This is a genomic window from Undibacterium sp. 5I2, assembly GCF_035019605.1.
Classification (GTDB): Bacteria; Pseudomonadota; Gammaproteobacteria; order Burkholderiales; family Burkholderiaceae_D; genus Undibacterium.
On the sequence record NZ_JASJVS010000015.1, the window covers coordinates 60,245 to 75,812 of the forward strand.

At 54.1% G+C, this 15,568-nt stretch carries 19 protein-coding genes; 11 read left to right on the forward strand and 8 right to left on the reverse strand.

Features of this window, described 5'->3' with window-relative positions; genetic code table 11:
• Nucleotides 1-12 precede the first annotated feature (12 nt).
• From QN359_RS07715 to QN359_RS07725, 3 genes are all read left to right on the forward strand, one after another.
• Complete coding sequence (locus QN359_RS07715; RefSeq protein ID WP_322250528.1) at nt 13-588, forward strand: cytochrome c oxidase assembly protein; 576 nt, start codon at nt 13-15, stop codon at nt 586-588.
• The gene (locus QN359_RS07720; RefSeq protein ID WP_322250529.1) at nt 588-803 is read left to right on the forward strand and encodes a DUF2970 domain-containing protein; all 216 of its coding nucleotides are present in this window, start codon (nt 588-590) and stop codon (nt 801-803) included. Before QN359_RS07715 ends, QN359_RS07720 begins: the two co-directional genes overlap by 1 nt.
• Nucleotides 804-877: 74 nt before the next feature.
• Nucleotides 878-1,738, forward strand: a complete 861-nt coding sequence (locus tag QN359_RS07725; RefSeq protein WP_322250530.1) for a cytochrome c oxidase subunit 3 — start codon at nt 878-880, stop codon at nt 1,736-1,738.
• Nucleotides 1,739-1,805: 67 nt separating this feature from the next.
• On the opposite strand, the gene QN359_RS07730 is transcribed toward QN359_RS07725, so the two are convergent.
• Nucleotides 1,806-2,006 (reverse strand): twin transmembrane helix small protein, encoded by a 201-nt coding sequence (locus QN359_RS07730; protein ID WP_322250531.1) that lies wholly within the window; start codon nt 2,004-2,006, stop codon nt 1,806-1,808.
• Nucleotides 2,007-2,056: 50 nt separating this feature from the next.
• Here QN359_RS07730 and QN359_RS07735 point away from each other — a divergent pair, with 50 nt between their 5' ends.
• From QN359_RS07735 to QN359_RS07755, 5 genes are read left to right on the forward strand one after another with little or no spacing between them, the layout of a single operon-like run.
• Nucleotides 2,057-2,803 (forward strand): SURF1 family protein, encoded by a 747-nt coding sequence (locus QN359_RS07735; protein WP_322250532.1) that lies wholly within the window; start codon nt 2,057-2,059, stop codon nt 2,801-2,803.
• Entirely contained in the window at nt 2,796-3,407 is a 612-nt protein-coding gene (locus QN359_RS07740; RefSeq protein WP_416200230.1) for an SCO family protein, read from the forward strand. The genes QN359_RS07735 and QN359_RS07740 overlap by 8 nt, the downstream gene beginning before the upstream one ends.
• A 2-nt stretch (nt 3,408-3,409) precedes the next feature.
• On the forward strand, nt 3,410-4,477 hold the full coding sequence (locus QN359_RS07745) for a COX15/CtaA family protein (RefSeq protein WP_322250534.1): 1,068 nt from the start codon (nt 3,410-3,412) through the stop codon (nt 4,475-4,477).
• A 10-nt stretch (nt 4,478-4,487) separates the two neighbouring features.
• Nucleotides 4,488-5,372, forward strand: coding sequence for a heme o synthase (gene cyoE / locus QN359_RS07750; RefSeq protein WP_322250535.1), 885 nt, complete (start codon nt 4,488-4,490; stop codon nt 5,370-5,372).
• Nucleotides 5,369-5,950 carry an SCO family protein gene (locus tag QN359_RS07755; protein WP_322250536.1) on the forward strand — a complete coding sequence of 194 codons (582 nt, stop codon included), beginning with the start codon at nt 5,369-5,371 and terminating at the stop codon, nt 5,948-5,950. Before cyoE ends, QN359_RS07755 begins: the two co-directional genes overlap by 4 nt.
• 147 nt (nt 5,951-6,097) lie before the next feature.
• On the opposite strand, the gene rpoH is transcribed toward QN359_RS07755, so the two are convergent.
• The 4 genes from rpoH to ftsY form a co-directional block, all read right to left on the reverse strand.
• Nucleotides 6,098-6,988 (reverse strand): RNA polymerase sigma factor RpoH, encoded by an 891-nt coding sequence (gene rpoH, locus QN359_RS07760; RefSeq protein WP_322250537.1) that lies wholly within the window; start codon nt 6,986-6,988, stop codon nt 6,098-6,100.
• Nucleotides 6,989-7,271: 283 nt separating this feature from the next.
• On the reverse strand, nt 7,272-8,186 hold the full coding sequence (locus QN359_RS07765; protein WP_322250538.1) for a cell division protein FtsX: 915 nt from the start codon (nt 8,184-8,186) through the stop codon (nt 7,272-7,274).
• Nucleotides 8,187-8,235: 49 nt separating this feature from the next.
• The gene (locus QN359_RS07770) at nt 8,236-8,907 is read right to left on the reverse strand and encodes a cell division ATP-binding protein FtsE (protein ID WP_322250539.1); all 672 of its coding nucleotides are present in this window, start codon (nt 8,905-8,907) and stop codon (nt 8,236-8,238) included.
• A 19-nt stretch (nt 8,908-8,926) separates the two neighbouring features.
• On the reverse strand, nt 8,927-9,988 hold the full coding sequence (gene ftsY / locus QN359_RS07775) for a signal recognition particle-docking protein FtsY (protein WP_322250540.1): 1,062 nt from the start codon (nt 9,986-9,988) through the stop codon (nt 8,927-8,929).
• Nucleotides 9,989-10,101: 113 nt separating this feature from the next.
• Here ftsY and rsmD point away from each other — a divergent pair, with 113 nt between their 5' ends.
• Genes rsmD through QN359_RS07790 form a run of 3 tightly spaced genes read left to right on the forward strand, consistent with a single transcriptional unit; the run spans nt 10,102 to nt 11,615 of the window.
• A complete protein-coding gene (gene rsmD, locus QN359_RS07780) occupies nt 10,102-10,755 on the forward strand; it encodes a 16S rRNA (guanine(966)-N(2))-methyltransferase RsmD (protein WP_322250541.1) in 654 nt (217 codons plus the stop codon).
• A 53-nt stretch (nt 10,756-10,808) separates the two neighbouring features.
• Nucleotides 10,809-11,309 carry a pantetheine-phosphate adenylyltransferase gene (coaD, locus tag QN359_RS07785; RefSeq protein ID WP_322250542.1) on the forward strand — a complete coding sequence of 167 codons (501 nt, stop codon included), beginning with the start codon at nt 10,809-10,811 and terminating at the stop codon, nt 11,307-11,309.
• A gap of 48 nt (nt 11,310-11,357) precedes the next feature.
• Nucleotides 11,358-11,615 (forward strand): YfhL family 4Fe-4S dicluster ferredoxin, encoded by a 258-nt coding sequence (locus tag QN359_RS07790; protein WP_322250543.1) that lies wholly within the window; start codon nt 11,358-11,360, stop codon nt 11,613-11,615.
• A gap of 28 nt (nt 11,616-11,643) precedes the next feature.
• Here QN359_RS07790 and QN359_RS07795 read toward each other — a convergent pair whose 3' ends face one another.
• The 3 genes from QN359_RS07795 to QN359_RS07805 form a co-directional block, all read right to left on the reverse strand.
• A complete protein-coding gene (locus QN359_RS07795) occupies nt 11,644-12,777 on the reverse strand; it encodes a sensor domain-containing diguanylate cyclase (RefSeq protein WP_322250544.1) in 1,134 nt (377 codons plus the stop codon).
• A gap of 53 nt (nt 12,778-12,830) precedes the next feature.
• Nucleotides 12,831-13,688: an MOSC domain-containing protein gene (locus QN359_RS07800; protein WP_322250545.1), complete on the reverse strand. Its 858-nt coding sequence runs from the start codon at nt 13,686-13,688 to the stop codon at nt 12,831-12,833.
• A 68-nt stretch (nt 13,689-13,756) separates the two neighbouring features.
• Nucleotides 13,757-15,568, reverse strand: a 1,812-nt coding sequence (locus QN359_RS07805; protein ID WP_323493226.1) for a Cache 3/Cache 2 fusion domain-containing protein, incomplete at its 5' end; no start/stop codon positions are given.

Here is a 15,568-nt window from a genome sequence, read left to right on the forward strand (position 1 = left end):
AATGGATGCGGCATGCAAGAGCGGAAAAAGTCTGGCCTGATCACGCAACTCAATGCCACCATGCTGGTGAAATTGTTGGTGATTGCGGTGATGATGTTTGGCTTCGGCTATTTGTTGGTGCCGATTTATAAGCAAATTTGTGAAATCACCGGCGTCAATATTCTGACACCGAAAGATATCACGGCCAAAGAACTGACGAATTCGCAGATCGACCGCAGCCGCGAAGTGACCATCGAGTTCGATGCCAATACGCAGGGGCCGTGGCGCTTTCGGCCTACCCAGAGCAGTATGAAGGTGCATCCGGGCGAAATGGCGCAAATCGTCTATGAAGTGGTGAACAAGCAGCCGTACAAGATGGATGCGCAAGCGATACCAAGCTATGCGCCGCAACAAGCCAGTGCTTACTTCAAAAAAATGGAATGTTTTTGTTTTAAGCAACAGACCTTGGGGCCGAATGAAGCGCGGCAAATGCCGGTGGTGTTTTACATCGATCCGGCCTTACCTAAAGATGTTAAAACGATTACCTTGTCGTATACTTTTTTTGAAGTCGGCGGCAAACTCGGTGTAGCCGGGGCTACGGATAAATGATGAGTCAATTACCGCCTGAAAAAAAACGCCAAGCCTCTTTGTTGGCGACCATGAAAGCCGTGTTTTGGTCATTTCTGGGGATACGCAAGCGCAGTGACTATGAACAAGATGCTGCGCAACTCAATCCTGTGCACGTCATCATTGCCGCCCTGATAGGCGCGCTGATTTTCATCGTAAGCTTGGTGCTGATCGTGCGTTATGTGGTGGCAAAATAGTAGCAAAGCAGTGCCAAAACAAGTAATGTAATTAGAATAATTTCAGACCATACATTTGGATCAGGAGATCAAAAATGAGTTCTTCAAACGCGAAAGCACCATATTATTTCGTGCCGGGGCCATCCAAATGGCCAGTGCTGGCCGGATTTTCCTTGCTCCTGACGATGATCGGTGCATCGGCTTGGGTCAATAGCTTGGCGTGGGGTTCGTATGTGAACTTCGCCGGTATTTTCCTGACCTTGGTGGTGCTCTACAATTGGTTTGGCGAGGCCATCGCCGAATCGGAGAGCGGCCAATACAGTGAGCGCATCGATATCTCGTTCCGCTGGAGTATGAGCTGGTTCATTTTTTCCGAAGTGATGTTCTTTGCCGCCTTTTTCGGGGCCTTGTTCTATGCCCGCAGCATTTCCATGCCATGGCTAGCCGATCTCGATCACAAAGTTTTGTGGCCTGATTTTGCTGCTCAATGGGGCAATACCGGACCAGCCGGCACCGTCGAGGCTTTCAAAGCCATGACGCCGTTTCCTATCCCGACCATCAATACCGCGCTCTTGCTCACTTCCGGCGTGACCCTGACGCTGTCGCATCATGCGCTGCGTTCCGGTCACCGCAAGCAAACAGCACTGTGGTTGTTTGCCACGATACTGCTCGGTGCCGTGTTCATGGTGTGCCAAGCCTATGAATATATTGAAGCTTACCAAGAATTGAATCTTAAGCTGACTTCCGGTATTTACGGTTCCACCTTCTTCATGCTGACCGGTTTTCACGGCTTCCATGTGACCATGGGTGCGATCATGTTATCCGTGGTACTGTATCGCGTGATGAAGGGTCACTTCACACCGGAACAGCATTTTGCCTTCGAGGGTGCGGCGTGGTACTGGCATTTTGTCGACGTGGTCTGGCTCGGTCTGTATGTGGTGGTTTACTGGTTGTAATGCTTGCGCCAGTAACGAAAAAAAGCCGCACCACAGTGCGGCTTTTTTTATGTTCTTTTGCTTGCTCTCAATGTATCCCGGTCGGTTCGATCAGACCGAAGTAATTGGCCAGCAAGATCAGCAGAAACAAGCTGATGGAAAAGCCGACCCGATAGGCCAGCGCCTTGACGGTACGGTTGCTGCGTCCCTTGTCTTTCATCAGATAGACCAGGGCTGAGCCCATGCTGAAGATGATCAGGAAGAACGCGATGGCGACCAGAATTTTCATGCTTCGACCTTGTTGGTATCTGATTAATCGTTTTTCTATTGTAATCGCTAATGTTGATTCTTTCGCGCTTCAAATTGATCCCTTTGCTAGTCAGCATAGCCTTGGTCGTGCTCGGTATCAGCTTAGCGCAATGGCAAACTCGGCGGGCGCTGGAAAAAGAACAGATTGCCGCCGCCATCGTTGAGCGTAGCCGCTTGCCAGCAGTCGACCTGGCCAGCGTCGAGGTGGCGAGCCTGCCTTTGTGGAGCAAGGTCAGCTTACGTGGCGAATTCGTCAGCAACTGGCCGCTGTATCTCGATAATCGCCCTATGCAAGGCAAGGCCGGCTTGATTGTATTGATGCCATTCAAGCTCGCCGGCAGCCAGCGCAGTATCGTGGTAGCGCGTGGTTGGCAGGCGCGAAATCTTCAGGATAGAATGCAGACTGGTTCCTTATTGACCCCAAGCGGGGTGGTGACGATCACCGGCATCCTGCGTGCGCGCCCAGACCGGGTGCTGCAATTGGGGCAGGCGGCAGCCTTGGTTCCTGGTGCGTTGTTGCAAAACCTCGATATCGCCGATCTGGCCAGTCACAGCGGCTTGGAGTTGGCCGCGCTGATCGTCGAGCAACACTCGAGTTTGCCCGATCAATTACAACGCGATTGGCCCGTGCCGGCTGCTGGTGCGGATAAGCATCGCGCGTATGCATTTCAGTGGTATGCCTTGGCACTTATGGCATGCCTGTTTTTTATCTTCACAGGAATACGTCGTGGAAAAAATCAATCAGCAAGCGCCGTTCCCCCAAACAGCGATGAGTGAGGCAGCAGCGCTCAGTAAGCGCACTACGCGCGGTCGCTGGAAATTATTTTCGGTGTTGGCCGTGTGTGCCGCCCCGATGCTGTTGTCGTATCTGGCGTATTACGTCATTAAACCGCAAGGCCGTACCAATTATGGTGAATTGCTCGATCCGCGCGCCCACCCTATGCCGGTCTTGCAAGCGCACGAGCAGGGCGCACCCGAGCGCGGCGTGGTCGGGCTCGAGGCGTTTCGCGGCAAATGGTTGATGCTGACGGTAGACAGTGGTGCTTGTGCTACCGCTTGCGAAAAGAAACTCTATGATGTGCGCCAACTGCGCTTGGTGCAAGGTAAAGAAATGGACCGCATCGAGCGGATTTGGTTGGTCGATGATGCCCAGACCGTCGCACCGCGCTTGTTGAATGAATTTGCCGGCATGCATGCGTTGACGGTCGACGCCGCGCAGTTGCGCAGTTGGTTGCCGGTGGCCGAGGGAGGGCAACTGAGCGAGCATATTTATTTGGTCGATCCGCTGGGGAATTTGATGATGCGCTATCCGAAAGATGCCGATCCGAACAAGATTAAGAAAGATCTGGCCAAGCTTTTACGCGCTTCGGCGATAGGCTGAGTATGCTGCTGCCTCAACTCGCCCTGACCGGCTGCGCCGTCGCGCTGCTGCCCTTACTCATCGTTTGGCGTTCGAAAGAGCCGAACAAGCAGCGCAAGCTGCTCGCCGTCACGTTGGCCTTGACCTTTGAACTGATCATGTTCGGTGCCTTCACGCGCTTGACCGATTCCGGCCTCGGCTGCCCGGATTGGCCCGGCTGCTATGGCCAAGCCAACCCTTTGCAATCACATGCCGATATCAAAGCAGCCGAACTGGCCATGCCGGATGGACCGGTGACGCTGCAAAAGGCTTGGATAGAAATGCTGCATCGCTATCTGGCCACCAGTGTCGGCATCTTAATCATCGCGCAAGTGGTCTTGGCTTGGCGCAGTCGTCGTCGCACCGGTATTTCACCATGGCTGGCCAGCTCGCTGTTATTGCTAGTCTGTTTGCAAGGTGCTTTCGGGGCTTGGACCGTGACGCTGAAGTTGCAGCCGGTGATCGTTACCACGCATTTACTGCTAGGGATGGCATTGTTGGCTTTGCTGGCCGCTGCGCATGAGCAACAACGACCGGTCCCGGCACGAGATAGCGCGGCGCAGCGTTTGCGCGGGCCGGCCTTGCTGGCTCTGCTGCTGGTGGTAATACAAATCGCTCTGGGCGGCTGGGTGAGCACTAACTATGCGGCTTTGGCTTGTCAAGATTATCCTACTTGTCACGGCGTTTGGGTTCCGCAAATGGATTTTGAGCACGGCTTTCATTTGTGGCGGCAACTCGGTATGACGCGTGATGGTGCTTACTTGCCATTTCCAGCCTTGGTCGCGATCCATTGGGTGCACCGGAATTTTGCCTTGCTGGTCGCTGCCGTGGTTGTCGTCGTCGCATGGCGCGCCCGTGGCACGCTCAGTTGTGCCGGCCTCGGGCGCTATTTATTGCTGGCGATCGCGGCGCAAATGGCCATCGGCATCTCTACCGTGCTGTTTTCTTGGCCTCTGTCTTTGGCCGTACTGCATAACGGTGGTGCCGCCACGCTGGTGCTGCTGCTGACCATGTTAAACTGTCGTCTCAGGTTTGCATGGTGCAACCGTTGATAGATAGAACATGACAACTTTAAGTTTGCCCTCTAACCGAGTGGCACAGTACTGGGCCCTGACCAAACCACGGGTCACGCAGTTGGCGGTATTTTGCGCCGTCATCGGTATGTTTCTGGCGACGCCCGATTTACCCGATTGGCGCGTGCTGGTAGCGGCAACCGCTGGCATCTGGCTGTTGGCTGGTGCCGCCTTCGCTATCAATTGCCTGGTCGAGCGTGAAATCGATGCGCGCATGGCACGCACGGCACGCCGTCCCACGGCGCAAGGTGAGATCAGTGCCACGCAAACCTTGGTGTTTTCCGGTGTCATCGGTGGGGCTGGGATGTGGCTACTGTATACCCTGGTCAATCCGCTGACCATGTGGCTGACCTTTGTCACCTTCGTCGGCTATGCCGTGGTCTATACCATCATCCTCAAACCAGCTACGCCGCAAAACATCGTCATCGGCGGCTTGTCCGGCGCGATGCCGCCGGCCTTGGGGTGGGCGGCCGTCGCCAATGATGTACCGATGCAAGCTTGGTTGTTGGTACTGATTATTTTCGTCTGGACGCCGCCGCATTTTTGGGCCTTGGCGATGTACCGCCGCGATGACTATGTGCGCTCGGGCTTGCCGATGTTACCGGTCACGCATGGCCCGGAACTGACGCGTTTACATATCTGGCTCTACACGATCGCCTTGTTTGCCACTACCATGTTGCCGTATGCGGTGCACATGAGCGGTCTGATTTATCTGGTCAGCGCCGTCGTACTCGGCTTGATTTTTCTGGCCTATGCCTGGCAAATGTATCAACATTACAGCGACGTGCTGGCACGCAAAACCTTTGCGTTTTCTATCATTTATTTATCCTTACTGTTCGCCGCCTTGCTGGTCGACCACTACATCAAACTATGACACTCTGGAAAAAACTCTGCGCCGCTCTGTTGCTGTGCGCCTTGGCCGCTTGCGATAAGCCAGCCGAAAAATTCACCAACACCGATTTGACCGGACTCGATTATGCGCGCGACTTCGCGCTGACCGATCATCACGGCAAGGCGCGCACCTTGGCCGATTTCAAAGGTAAAGTGGTGGTGATGTTTTTCGGTTATACCCAATGCCCCGATGTCTGTCCCACCACGATGGTCGAGATGGCCGATGTGATGAAGCAGCTCGGCCCACAAGCCGAGCAAGTTCAGGTGATTTTCGTCACCATCGATCCGGCGCGGGATACCCAGGCCTTGTTAGCCGAATACGTACCGAACTTTGATGCGCGCTTTCTCGGCATGTACGGTGATGCAGCAGCCACCGCCAAAGTGGCCAAGGACTTCAAAGTGTATTATCAAAAAGTCGATGGCAATACACCGAGCAGTTACACCATGGACCATACGGCCGGCAGTTATGTGTTTGATAAAGAAGGGCATATCCGCCTGTTCTTACGGCATGGGCAGGGTACGGCACCGGTGGTGCATGATTTGAAGTTGTTGCTGAAGTAAGCTACGCGGTGTTGACGGCGTCTGCTGAAAACACCTGACTCTGCGTCGTGCCCCCGCGTGCTCATGCCTCGTTATTCAAGCGCAGGCGGGAAAGACAAAAAAAGCACTCCGAGGAGTGCTTTTTTATATTTCTACCGCCATGCGGCTTCAGGTAAAACTGGCCAGTGCCGTTTTCATTTTCTTCAGTGCCGCACTTTCAATTTGGCGTATGCGTTCGGCTGATACGCCGTATTCACTGGCCAGTTCATGCAGGGTCGAGCCGGAACCGTCATCATTCTTGAGCCAGCGCGATTCGATGATATGGCGTGAACGAGCATCGAGTTTGCTCAAGGCAGTTTCCAAGCCTTCGCTTTGCAGCCGGTCGTACTGGCGCGTTTCGATCACGCGGGTCGGTTCTTCTGACTCGGTTTTCAAGTAAGCGATAGGAGCGAATTTTTCATCGTCGTCATCAGTCGGCGCGTCGAGCGCAATATCGTGACCGGACAAACGCATTTCCATTTCGATGACTTCTTCGCGTTTGACGTCCAGTGTCTTGGCCAAGGCATCGATTTGCTTTGGCGTCATCGCTTCCAAACCGACTTTATGGCTGCGCAAATTGAAAAACAATTTACGTTGTGCCTTAGTTGTGGCGACTTTTACCAAACGCCAGTTTTTGAGTATGTACTCATGCATTTCCGCTTTGATCCAATGCATGGCATACGAGACCAGACGCACGCCTTGGTCGGGATCAAAACGCTTGACGGCTTTCATCAGGCCGATGTTACCTTCTTGTATTAAATCTGCATGTGGCAAGCCATAGCCGAGATAACCGCGCGCGATCGAAACGACCAAGCGCAGGTGGGACATCACCAGTTGTTGTGCCGCAGCTAAATCGTTTTCTGCGCGCAAACGGGTGGCGAAATTGATTTCTTCTTCATGCGTGAGCATGGGCAGGCGGTTGACAGCGGAGATGTAGGCATCAATATTTCCGAGCGTACCACTGAAACCCAAGGCCAGCGCGGTGCTGTCGGTTGCCGGAATAAGTTGTGTCGAAGTCATTGCTATGTTTCCTTCTCATTGCTGCTGGTCAGCATCAAAAATAATACCTTACCAGCGGAGTAAGTTCTTATATTAGCACTCTCTGCCCAAGACTGCCAATCAGCTCAAAATTGTGATGATTAGACTACTATCAGAGTGCTGGGATGTTGGCACCGATCGGTACTGCCGAAAACTGCTGCAGTGTGGCAAATCGGATAGTTGTAGTCCAAAAATCAGGAATTCAACTGTTTGGAGCAGAATAAGCGTAAAAAGTTGCAATATTTTTTAATAACACTGAATTATATTAAGCGGCGCGCGCTAATTGCCGGCGTACTGACAGGTAGGCACCGGCCAAGCCGAGCACCATGCTGCAGGCCAGCAAGCCCAGACTGGGCCACAGTGGCAGCGGTGTCAGGCGAAATTCGGAGGCATACAGTTTGGCAAAGACGGCGATGGCTTGGTTAAGTGGTTGCAAGGAGGCAGCGATGATCGCCAAGGCCAACAAACCGGCTAATAAGCCCAGCAAGGCACCAGTGTAATAGTAAGGACGGTGGATGAAGCTGTTGGTCGCGCCGAGCAGACGGGTAATGGTAATTTCTGCTTGGTGAGAAATCACTTGCAGTCTGGTGGCATTGAACACCACGACCACGACGACCAGCGCGAGCGTGCCAGCCAAAAACATCAGGGCAATTTGTAAAATTTGCACCAAGGCTGCCAAGCGCTTGACCCAGTCGGTATCAATCTGTACTTGATCGACATCGGGCAAGGCTTGCAATTGTCCGACCAAGGCGCTCAGTTGTTCGGCGTGCGCATTCGATAAAGATAAAATATAGGCATCCGGTAAGGGGTTGCCACCCAAGGTAGCCAGCACTTCCGCCAAGCTCGAGGAATCTTGCATGGTCGCTAATGCTTTTTCTTTTGGAACGAAACGCAGTTGGCTCTCGAGGCCATTTTCTTTGAGCAAACGTTTGATCGGTATCGACAAGGCCGTGGAGCTGGCGCGTGGCGTGTCCGGTGTGACAAAGATACTGATTTCCGGTTCTATCGCCAGTTGCGAAGAAATCGGGCGGATGTTGTCGATCAGGGTCAGACCGGCGATCGGCAAGGCCAGCGCAATGGCCACGACCAAAACATTAAAGCAAAAATTGCCTGTGCCGGCGCGCAAATGGGCGAAGGCACTTTTCAAGGCAAACAGATGTTCACGAAACCAGATTGTCATCAGTATTCTCCTGCGCGCAGCGCTGGTAATTCAGGGGACGGTGTGGCCATCAGGCGGCCACCGACTGCCAGTGATCGGTAACTGTGCCGTGGCTCAAATAAATCACGCGGCTGGCTTGTTCTAAAAATTGCTCGTCATGACTGGAAATGAGGCAAGTCACACCGGCGCTTTGGAAGGCTTTGAGTGCTGCGATCACTTGATTGGCATTGTCGCGGTCGAGAAAAGCGGTCGGTTCATCGGCCAAGATGATTTTCGGCCGGTTGACGATGGCGCGGGCAATCGCGGCTCTTTGCTGTTCGCCGCCCGAGAGTGCCAAGGGAAAGGCGGCGGCTTTGTCGATCAGGCCGACTTTTTCGAGCGCGGCACGGGCGCGTGCTTGCGCTTGGCTGGCGGGCGCACCGGTGACGATCAGCGGCAACATGACGTTGGCCAGTACCGAACGGTCATTGAGCAACTTTTGCTCTTGCAAGATCAAGCCTAATTTGCGCCGTAAGTAGGGCAGGCTGCCGCTTTTGAGCTTGCTCATGTCTTGGCCATGAACGATGACGCGGCCGCTGCTGGGCTTTTCTATACCCGCTATCATCTTGAGCAAGGTCGATTTACCGGCACCCGAGGGGCCGGCCAAGAAAACCAACTCACCATCGGGGATGGTCAGTGAGACATCACGCAAAGCATAGGCGTCGCGTGAATATTGTTTGGTGACATTCTCGAATTCAATCATGATCGACTTTTCCGTGGGCTCAGTGCAGCAGGGCGTCGACGAATTCCTGGGCGTTGAATGCCTGCAAATCTTCTATTTGTTCGCCAATGCCGATGAAATACACCGGAATCGGGCGAGTTTTGGCAATCGCTGCCAAGACGCCACCTTTGGCGGTGCCATCGAGCTTGGTGATGACCAAGCCAGTCAATTGCAAGGCGTCATCGAAGGCCTTAACTTGTGCCAAGGCATTTTGCCCGGTATTGCCATCGATAACCAGCAAGACTTCTTGCGGTGCGCCATCCATGGCTTTGGCAATCACGCGTTTTACTTTTTTCAATTCTTCCATCAGATGCAATTGCGTCGGCAAGCGTCCTGCCGTATCGATCATCACCACATCGGTGCAGCGCGCACGCGCTGAAGCGACGGCGTCGAAGGCCACCGCGGCCGGGTCGCCCGATTCTTGCGAAATGACTGTGATGCCATTGCGCTCGCCCCAGATTGCCAATTGTTCGCGTGCCGCTGCACGGAAAGTGTCACCAGCTGCCAGCAGTACCGTTTGGCCATGCTCTTGCATATGCTTGGCCAGTTTACCGATGGTAGTTGTCTTGCCGGCACCATTGACGCCGGCGATCATCATCACCATCGGTTGATGACGGCCGAGTTCCAGCGGCTTTTGCAGCGGTGTGAGTAAATCGAGCAGCAATTGCTTGAGGGCGGCTTTGACTTGCTCGGCTTCGGTCAGTTTGTCTGCCTTGACCTTTTTCTTGAGTGCATCGAGCAGAAACAACGTCGCATCGACGCCGGCATCGGCCGTCAGCAAGGCAGCTTCGAGTTCTTCGTATAAGTCTTCATCGATACGGGCACCGATGAAGAGGGTGGTAAGATTAGTCGAAGTTTTTGCCAGGCCGGCTTTGAGACGACTGAGCCAAGAGCGTTTGCTCTCCGGTTCGGCTACCGTGGCGGCAACGGCGAGCTCCGCTGCGGCAGGCGCAGCAGGCAGCGCGACAGTCGTGGCCGGCACGGTCGGCACCGCTTCGGTCAATGTGGGCGGCGTGGCGATGGCCGGTTCGTCTTTGGGTTTTCTTTTAAAGAAACTGAACATCAGGAATGCTTTTGTCGGAAGATGGCGCGCCGAATTGGCCCACCTGGTATTAGAATGCTGCCATTCTAACAGACCCACGCGCGGTAATTTGATTTACCAGTGTCAAACCTATCATGAAACCGATGACCAAAAAAACGCCCAGCGTGTCCCGCTCCAGCCACCAGGTTCGCATCATCGGCGGCCAGTGGAAGCGCAGTCTGCTGTCGGTAGTGAGCGCCGAAGGCTTGCGCCCGACGCCAGACCGTGTCCGAGAAACAACATTTAACTGGCTCAATCATCTTTTTAACGCTAATTGGATGACGCTGCGTTGCCTCGACCTGTTCGCTGGCAGCGGTGCGCTCGGCTTCGAAGCGGCCAGCCGCGGCGCGGCCGCGGTCACCATGGTGGAAGCGTCGGCACCAGCGTTTCGGCAACTGCTGGCAGTGCAGGAAAAACTCGCTGCCCAGCAGTGCCGCCTGTTGCGTGCCGATGCCAGTAAAGCCATAGCCAGCTTGGCACCCGCCAGCTGCGAGCTGATTTTTCTCGATCCGCCGTTTGAACAGGCGTGGTTGGAAAAAATGCTGCCGGCTTGCCAGCCCTTGTTGGCCACGCCAGGCTATGTTTATGTCGAATCCGAATTTGCTTTAGATCATGCTGATCCAAGCGAAAGCATGAAAAAATTGCTCAGCGGATGGCAAGTAATACGTGCCGACCGCGCCGGCAGCGTGTATTTCCATATCCTGCAACGCAGCATTCTGCAGCCTGATACGCACGAAAATCAGGCATAATGCCAGAACAATTTGGTGCATAACAATATGCAATTAGCGAAAAAGGAGTGAAGATGGTCACAGCCGTTTATCCGGGAACATTTGATCCGCTGACCCGTGGTCATGAGGATTTGGTACGCCGCGCCTCGGGCCTGTTCGATACTTTGGTGGTCGGCGTGGCCGACAGCAAAAACAAACGACCATTTTTCTCACTCGAAGAGCGCCTCAGTATCGCCAATGAAGTTCTGGGACACTATCCTAATGTGCGGGTCGAGAGTTTTTCCGGCTTGCTCAAAGATTTTGTGCGAAAAAACGACGCGCGCGTGATTGTGCGCGGTTTGCGTGCCGTGTCTGATTTTGAATATGAATTCCAGATGGCCGGTATGAACCGTTACCTTTTGCCTGACGTCGAAACCCTGTTTTTGACGCCATCCGACCAGTACCAATTCATTTCCGGTACGATAGTGCGTGAAATCGCCATGTTCGGTGGCGATGTCTCGAAGTTTGTATTTCCTTCGGTCGATCGTTGGCTCAAAGAAAAAGTTGCTGCGCTCGATATCGAGGAAAATAACTGATGCCCATGCCCGGCGGGTTTAAGCCGGGTGGAAAAGAAGTGAGTAAGTATGGCGTTAATGATTACCGACGATTGCATCAATTGCGACGTCTGCGAGCCCGAGTGCCCGAATGATGCGATTTACATGGGCCCTGAAATTTACGAAATCGATGCACATAAATGTACCGAATGCGTAGGCCATTACGATGTGCCACAATGTAAAGAGGTGTGCCCGGTGAATTGCATTCCGTTTAATCCGGAATGGCGCGAAACGCCGGCACAATTGCTGGCCAAGTACACGGATTTGCAGGAGCAACTGAAAAAATAAGTCGCGCCGCGACCCGGCACGGCCATCTTTATTCGCAGCGCACGCGGTCGCGCCCCGAGCGCTTGGCATCATAGAGGGCGCGATCGGCGCGCTTGATCATATCGCGCGCCACGATCAGGGCTTCACCCTCGTTCTGTTGTTCCGATACGGTAGTGACGCCGATCGAAATCGTACAGTTGCAACTGCCCGCTACACTGAGATCGAATGCTTTGCCAGCGATGCTCTTACGTATGCGTTCCGCTACCTGCATCGCATCTTGCACATTCGCATTAATCAACAAGACCACGAATTCTTCGCCACCGAAGCGGCCCAGGGTATCGCTGAGGCGTAATTCTGCCTTGATCCTTTGCGCAACCTCACACAAGACATCATCACCGGCTTGATGGCCATACTCGTCGTTGATTTTTTTGAAAAAATCGATATCGAGATACATGCACGCCAAGCCATAGCACTGGCGCCGGGCGCGACCGATTTCTTCGAGGGTGCGCTGCTCGACGTAACGACGGTTGCTGACCTTGGTCAGCGGATCGGTCAGGCCGATATGTGTCAGGCGCTCGTTATTGATGACATTTTCCAGACAAATCGCGATGATGGAACCGAGCCGTTCGATGAAGTCGGTCGCCATAGTGGCGGCAAACCGCTCAAGCTCAAAGCTGCCAAGGTTGAGATAACCGATCAAGCGTTCCTGCCGCAACAAAGGGATGATGGCAATGCTGGCAGGTTTCTGCCCGCAACTGTGGAACGCTTTGCCATAGCGCTGGCTCTGATAGGCCCCGAGCACCGGTTTGCGTAAGGAGGCCGAGTGGGCTTCGAGTTCGCGTTCATGGCGGATGAACATCAGATGGGGGTAGTCTTGCAAATCCATGCGCAGGTCGCTGAGCATTTGCTGCAACTCTTGGCGCGGGTCAAGCAAAGTCAGGGTGACGACATCGAGTTCGGAAGTCAGCGCTAAAGCACTGAAGAGGAAGTGTATCAATTCTTTGAAATTGCTCGCGCCAATGATTTTCAGGTCGAAATCTTGGTGCCGCGCCATGATGCTCTGGTTACGGTGGGCTTGATCGAGAATATCGCTCAAGCGCGCGCGTAAGAGCTTATTTTCCATGCGCACTTCGGCCAGCTGTTGCAGCGCGTTGGGGGTGGGTGGTTGACGCGCGCTATCCATACCGTTTCATTTTCAAAGAAAATTGCATAAATAGTAAGTTAATCGATCGCGCGTCAAAATGCAATCGGAATTTCGACGGCATCGCCAACCCGCAAGGTGCGGCCGATGCCGGCGCTGGCGATCAAATTCATGCCGAAGGAAATTTCACCGTTGAGTACAGGGTTGGCGCGATAGCTTTGCAAAATGTCGATCGGGTTAGGGCCGACGCTGCCGCTGGCTTGGTCTACTGCCGGCATACTACAACGCGAGCACGGCTTGACCGCTGGCAGGCAAATACCATTGGCAAATTCGAAGGCGGCGGCATAGTCTTCTTCAAATGCGTGCAAGCCATCGATGACGATATTCGGACGAAAACGGTCCATAGGCACGGCGGCACGGCCTTGCGCTATGGCGCGTTGGTTCAGATCAGCCAGCGAGGCGCGCGCTGTCAGCAGCAGCGGAAAACCGTCAGCGAAACGGGTCGGTGCCAGCAGCGCACCGGTCCATTTCTGGCTGGCATAGCGCTGCGCGGCCAAGTCAAATCGGACTAAGCGGCAGCTGACGCCGAGGGCGCGGCTGAACCAAGCATGCGCGGATGGTGCCGCACAGCGGGCCAGCAGCGTGTCATCCCAGATGCTTACCAACACGGTCGCGCCGCTACGGTCCGGCAGCGACAGATGCAGAGTCGGCAGGCCATCGGCAGCGACGCTCAGCATGCCATCGAGCAAGCCGGGGCGCAGGCTTGCCATCCGCGGCCAGTCGCGTTGACTGAGAAATTGACCCTTGTCGTCGACCAACATCCATTCGCGGTCGTATAGCGTGTGATCTTGCTGCCTTAAGCTTAAGCCACTCGCTGCAACTTGCGCTTGGACAACGGCGATGCCGGCACAGGATTTGATAGGGTAAAACCACAGATCGGTGATGACGGGCATAAGATGTCATTGGCATAAGGAGCAAGGCCTCCATTTTAATCGGCTTGCTCGATTTGCCAATGATAAATTCAGCGTCTGACTTTGAATTGACCGACCACGTGATGCAGACGTTCGGTTTGGTCGCGCAAGCTTTCCGAGGCAGCCGCCGCTTGCTCGACTAAGGCGGAGTTCTGCTGCGTCATTTCATCCATATCGGAAATGGCCAGGCTGATTTGATCGATACCGGCACTTTGCTCTCCGCTGGCATTGCTGATGGCCATTACAATGGTGGCGACTTGCTCGATATTGAGCACGATCTCGCGCATTGTAGTCCCGGCAACGTTGACTAACTCGCTGCCTTGATCGACTTTTTCGACCGACTGATTGATCAGTAATTTGATTTCCGTCGCCGATGCCGCGGCCCGCTGCGCCAGACTGCGTACTTCTGCAGCTACCACAGCAAAGCCACGACCTTGCTCGCCGGCGCGGGCGGCTTCAACCGCGGCGTTCAAGGCAAGGATATTGGTTTGAAAAGCAATGCCATCGATCACGCCGGTAATGTCGGCGATGCGGCGTGAGCTGTCTTTGATTTCTTGCATGGTTGAAATCACATCATTGACCACCGTGCCACCGGACGCCGCCACACTGCTCGCTTGCGTGGTTAATTGGCTGGCCTGGCGGGCATTGTCGGCATTGTTCTTCACGGTAGCGGTCAATTCTTCCATCGAACTCGAGGTTTCTTCCAGTGAACTCGCTTGCGACTCGGTGCGTGCAGACAAATCGGCATTGCCGGAGGCGATTTCTTGCGATGCTTGTTGTATCGCAAAGCTGCCGGCACTGACTTCGACGATCACTTTGGTCAAGCCGGTGCCTATGCTGTTGATGGCGTTAAGCAATTGTCCTATCTCGTCGTGACGTGCGTTGCTGACTTGTTCGGTCAAGTCGCCGGTGGCCATTTTGTTGGCCATACGCGTCGCTTCGGCCAGTGGTACCGAGACGTAGCGTTTGACAATATAAAACAACACGAAGGCCACGACGACGATCAGCACCAGCGCCAAGAAGGCGTATTTGATCAATTGGGCCACGCTGTCTTCGACGATCTCGGCGGTATACGCCGAGCCGACGATGAGCCAATTCATGGTCGGAACAGGCTGGAATACGGCGACGCGCTGTTTGCCCTGCAAGGCCGCGGCACCGAATGATGGCGCGGCATAGTAGCTGACGCCAGTGTTTTTCTCCAGCATGTCTTTGATGAATTCGCTGCCATCGCTGGCTTTCTCAGTCAGATAGTTCTTGCCTTCATTGTTGGCATCGATCATCACGTCGCCATAAGTCTTGCCGGCTTTGCGGTTGAGCGCAAAATAGCCACCGGTCTTGCCGATTTTCATCGATTTGACTTTTTCCTTGAGGAAACGAAGATTATCGGAAATATCGATACCGACAAACAGTATCCCGATCATCTTTGCTTGCGCGTCCATGATCGGTACGTAGGACGTCATGTAATCTTTACCGAACAGTTTGGCCGGTCCGATAAACGATTCGCCTTTTAACAGTAAGGCGTAGGCCGGATGGCTGCGGTCGAGTGCCGTGCCGATCGCCCGTTCGCCATTTTCTTTTTTCAGCGACGTGCTCACGCGTATGAAATCTTCGCCTTGTTTGACGAAAATAGTAGCAATGGCACCGGTTTGGGCGGTGAATTGGTCAACCGGGGCAAAATTGAGATTCAGTGTTTCCGCGCCGACCTTGAGGATGGCAACGGTTTTATCTTGCACCTGCACGGTTTCTTGTTCCAGGACGAACGGTTCATGCCACTGGGCGCGAAAGGTAAAGTGGCCCCCTAAGTCCAGACAATTATTCAAAGAGTTTAAGATAGTGCCTGTTTCTGCCACAGCTGCGCGGCG

Excerpts from the sequence above, each read along its gene's own strand:
- QN359_RS07715 (WP_322250528.1), top strand. The coding sequence starts at position 13 with ATGCAAGAGCGGAAAAAGTCTGGCCTGATCACGCAACTCAATGCCACC.
- QN359_RS07720 (WP_322250529.1), top strand. The coding sequence starts at position 588 with ATGAGTCAATTACCGCCTGAAAAAAAACGCCAAGCCTCTTTGTTGGCG.
- QN359_RS07725 (WP_322250530.1), top strand. The coding sequence starts at position 878 with ATGAGTTCTTCAAACGCGAAAGCACCATATTATTTCGTGCCGGGGCCA.
- QN359_RS07730 (WP_322250531.1), bottom strand. The coding sequence starts at position 2,006 with ATGAAAATTCTGGTCGCCATCGCGTTCTTCCTGATCATCTTCAGCATG.
- QN359_RS07735 (WP_322250532.1), top strand. The coding sequence starts at position 2,057 with ATGTTGATTCTTTCGCGCTTCAAATTGATCCCTTTGCTAGTCAGCATA.
- QN359_RS07740 (WP_416200230.1), top strand. The coding sequence starts at position 2,796 with ATGAGTGAGGCAGCAGCGCTCAGTAAGCGCACTACGCGCGGTCGCTGG.
- QN359_RS07745 (WP_322250534.1), top strand. The coding sequence starts at position 3,410 with ATGCTGCTGCCTCAACTCGCCCTGACCGGCTGCGCCGTCGCGCTGCTG.
- cyoE (WP_322250535.1), top strand. The coding sequence starts at position 4,488 with ATGACAACTTTAAGTTTGCCCTCTAACCGAGTGGCACAGTACTGGGCC.
- QN359_RS07755 (WP_322250536.1), top strand. The coding sequence starts at position 5,369 with ATGACACTCTGGAAAAAACTCTGCGCCGCTCTGTTGCTGTGCGCCTTG.
- rpoH (WP_322250537.1), bottom strand. The coding sequence starts at position 6,988 with ATGACTTCGACACAACTTATTCCGGCAACCGACAGCACCGCGCTGGCC.
- QN359_RS07765 (WP_322250538.1), bottom strand. The coding sequence starts at position 8,186 with ATGACAATCTGGTTTCGTGAACATCTGTTTGCCTTGAAAAGTGCCTTC.
- QN359_RS07770 (WP_322250539.1), bottom strand. The coding sequence starts at position 8,907 with ATGATTGAATTCGAGAATGTCACCAAACAATATTCACGCGACGCCTAT.
- ftsY (WP_322250540.1), bottom strand. The coding sequence starts at position 9,988 with ATGTTCAGTTTCTTTAAAAGAAAACCCAAAGACGAACCGGCCATCGCC.
- rsmD (WP_322250541.1), top strand. The coding sequence starts at position 10,102 with ATGAAACCGATGACCAAAAAAACGCCCAGCGTGTCCCGCTCCAGCCAC.
- coaD (WP_322250542.1), top strand. The coding sequence starts at position 10,809 with ATGGTCACAGCCGTTTATCCGGGAACATTTGATCCGCTGACCCGTGGT.
- QN359_RS07790 (WP_322250543.1), top strand. The coding sequence starts at position 11,358 with ATGGCGTTAATGATTACCGACGATTGCATCAATTGCGACGTCTGCGAG.
- QN359_RS07795 (WP_322250544.1), bottom strand. The coding sequence starts at position 12,777 with ATGGATAGCGCGCGTCAACCACCCACCCCCAACGCGCTGCAACAGCTG.
- QN359_RS07800 (WP_322250545.1), bottom strand. The coding sequence starts at position 13,688 with ATGCCCGTCATCACCGATCTGTGGTTTTACCCTATCAAATCCTGTGCC.